Here is a 2,374-nt window from a genome sequence, read left to right as displayed (position 1 = left end):
CACACTCAACACCAAAACCACTCTGGCGTTGTAAGGTTAAGCCTCACGGCTCATTAGTACCGGTTAGCTCAACGCATCGCTGCGCTTACACACCCGGCCTATCAACGTCGTCGTCTTCAACGTTCCTTCAGGAGACTTTAAGTCTCAGGGAGAACTCATCTCGGGGCAAGTTTCGTGCTTAGATGCTTTCAGCACTTATCTCTTCCGCATGTAGCTACCGGGCAGTGCCATTGGCATGACAACCCGAACACCAGTGATGCGTCCACTCCGGTCCTCTCGTACTAGGAGCAGCCCCCCTCAGTTCTCCAGCGCCCACGGCAGATAGGGACCGAACTGTCTCACGACGTTCTAAACCCAGCTCGCGTACCACTTTAAATGGCGAACAGCCATACCCTTGGGACCTACTTCAGCCCCAGGATGTGATGAGCCGACATCGAGGTGCCAAACACCGCCGTCGATATGAACTCTTGGGCGGTATCAGCCTGTTATCCCCGGAGTACCTTTTATCCGTTGAGCGATGGCCCTTCCATTCAGAACCACCGGATCACTATGACCTGCTTTCGCACCTGCTCGCGCCGTCACGCTCGCAGTCAAGCTGGCTTATGCCATTGCACTAACCTCCTGATGTCCGACCAGGATTAGCCAACCTTCGTGCTCCTCCGTTACGCTTTAGGAGGAGACCGCCCCAGTCAAACTACCCACCAGACACTGTCCGCAACCCGGATCACGGGTCCACGTTAGAACACCAGCCATTAAAGGGTGGTATTTCAAGGACGGCTCCACGCAGACTGGCGTCCACGCTTCAAAGCCTCCCACCTATCCTACACATCAAGGACCAGTGTTCAGTGTCAAGCTATAGTAAAGGTTCACGGGGTCTTTCCGTCTTGCCGCGGGTACACTGCATCTTCACAGCGATTTCAATTTCACTGAGTCTCGGGTGGAGACAGCCTGGCCATCATTACGCCATTCGTGCAGGTCGGAACTTACCCGACAAGGAATTTCGCTACCTTAGGACCGTTATAGTTACGGCCGCCGTTTACCGGGGCTTCGATCAAGAGCTTCTCCTTACGGATAACCCCATCAATTAACCTTCCGGCACCGGGCAGGCGTCACACCGTATACGTCCACTTTCGTGTTTGCACAGTGCTGTGTTTTTAATAAACAGTTGCAGCCAGCTGGTATCTTCGACTGGCTTCAGCTCCATCCGCGAGGGACTTCACCTACGTGCCAGCGTGCCTTCTCCCGAAGTTACGGCACCATTTTGCCTAGTTCCTTCACCCGAGTTCTCTCAAGCGCCTTGGTATTCTCTACCTGACCACCTGTGTCGGTTTGGGGTACGATTTCGTGTTACCTGATGCTTAGAGGCTTTTCCTGGAAGCAGGGCATTTGTCACTTCAGCACCGTGGTGCCTCGTCATCACGCCTCAGTGTTAAAGTGCACCGGATTTGCCTGGCGCACACACCTACACGCTTAAACCGGGACAACCGTCGCCCGGCCAACATAGCCTTCTCCGTCCCCCCTTCGCAGTAACACCAAGTACAGGAATATTAACCTGTTTCCCATCGACTACGCCTTTCGGCCTCGCCTTAGGGGTCGACTCACCCTGCCCCGATTAACGTTGGACAGGAACCCTTGGTCTTCCGGCGAGCGGGCTTTTCACCCGCTTTATCGTTACTTATGTCAGCATTCGCACTTCTGATACCTCCAGCAGACCTCACAGTCCACCTTCAACGGCTTACAGAACGCTCCCCTACCCAACAACACCTGAGTGTCGCTGCCGCAGCTTCGGTGCATGGTTTAGCCCCGTTACATCTTCCGCGCAGGCCGACTCGACCAGTGAGCTATTACGCTTTCTTTAAATGATGGCTGCTTCTAAGCCAACATCCTGGCTGTCTGGGCCTTCCCACATCGTTTCCCACTTAACCATGACTTTGGGACCTTAGCTGGCGGTCTGGGTTGTTTCCCTCTTCACGACGGACGTTAGCACCCGCCGTGTGTCTCCCGTGATAACATTCTGTGGTATTCGTAGTTTGCATCGGGTTGGTAAGCCGGGATGGCCCCCTAGCCGAAACAGTGCTCTACCCCCACAGATGAATTCACGAGGCGCTACCTAAATAGCTTTCGGGGAGAACCAGCTATCTCCCGGTTTGATTGGCCTTTCACCCCCAGCCACAGGTCATCCGCTAATTTTTCAACATTAGTCGGTTCGGTCCTCCAGTTAGTGTTACCCAACCTTCAACCTGCCCATGGCTAGATCACCGGGTTTCGGGTCTATACCCTGCAACTTAACGCCCAGTTAAGACTCGGTTTCCCTGCGGCTCCCCTATTCGGTTAACCTTGCTACAGAATATAAGTCGCTGACCCATTATACAAA

1 rRNA gene is annotated in these 2,374 nt (G+C 54.0%); it reads right to left on the bottom strand.

Annotated features, from left to right (window positions below):
- Window positions 1-32 precede the first annotated feature (32 nt).
- Window positions 33-2,374: ribosomal RNA gene (locus tag GV764_RS11135) — 23S ribosomal RNA — on the bottom strand; the annotation flags it as partial.

Origin of the sequence: Atlantibacter hermannii (assembly GCF_009907385.1) — a bacterium.
Lineage (GTDB): Bacteria > Pseudomonadota > Gammaproteobacteria > Enterobacterales > Enterobacteriaceae > Atlantibacter > Atlantibacter hermannii_A.
This window is presented reverse-complemented; position numbering and strand designations above follow the sequence as displayed.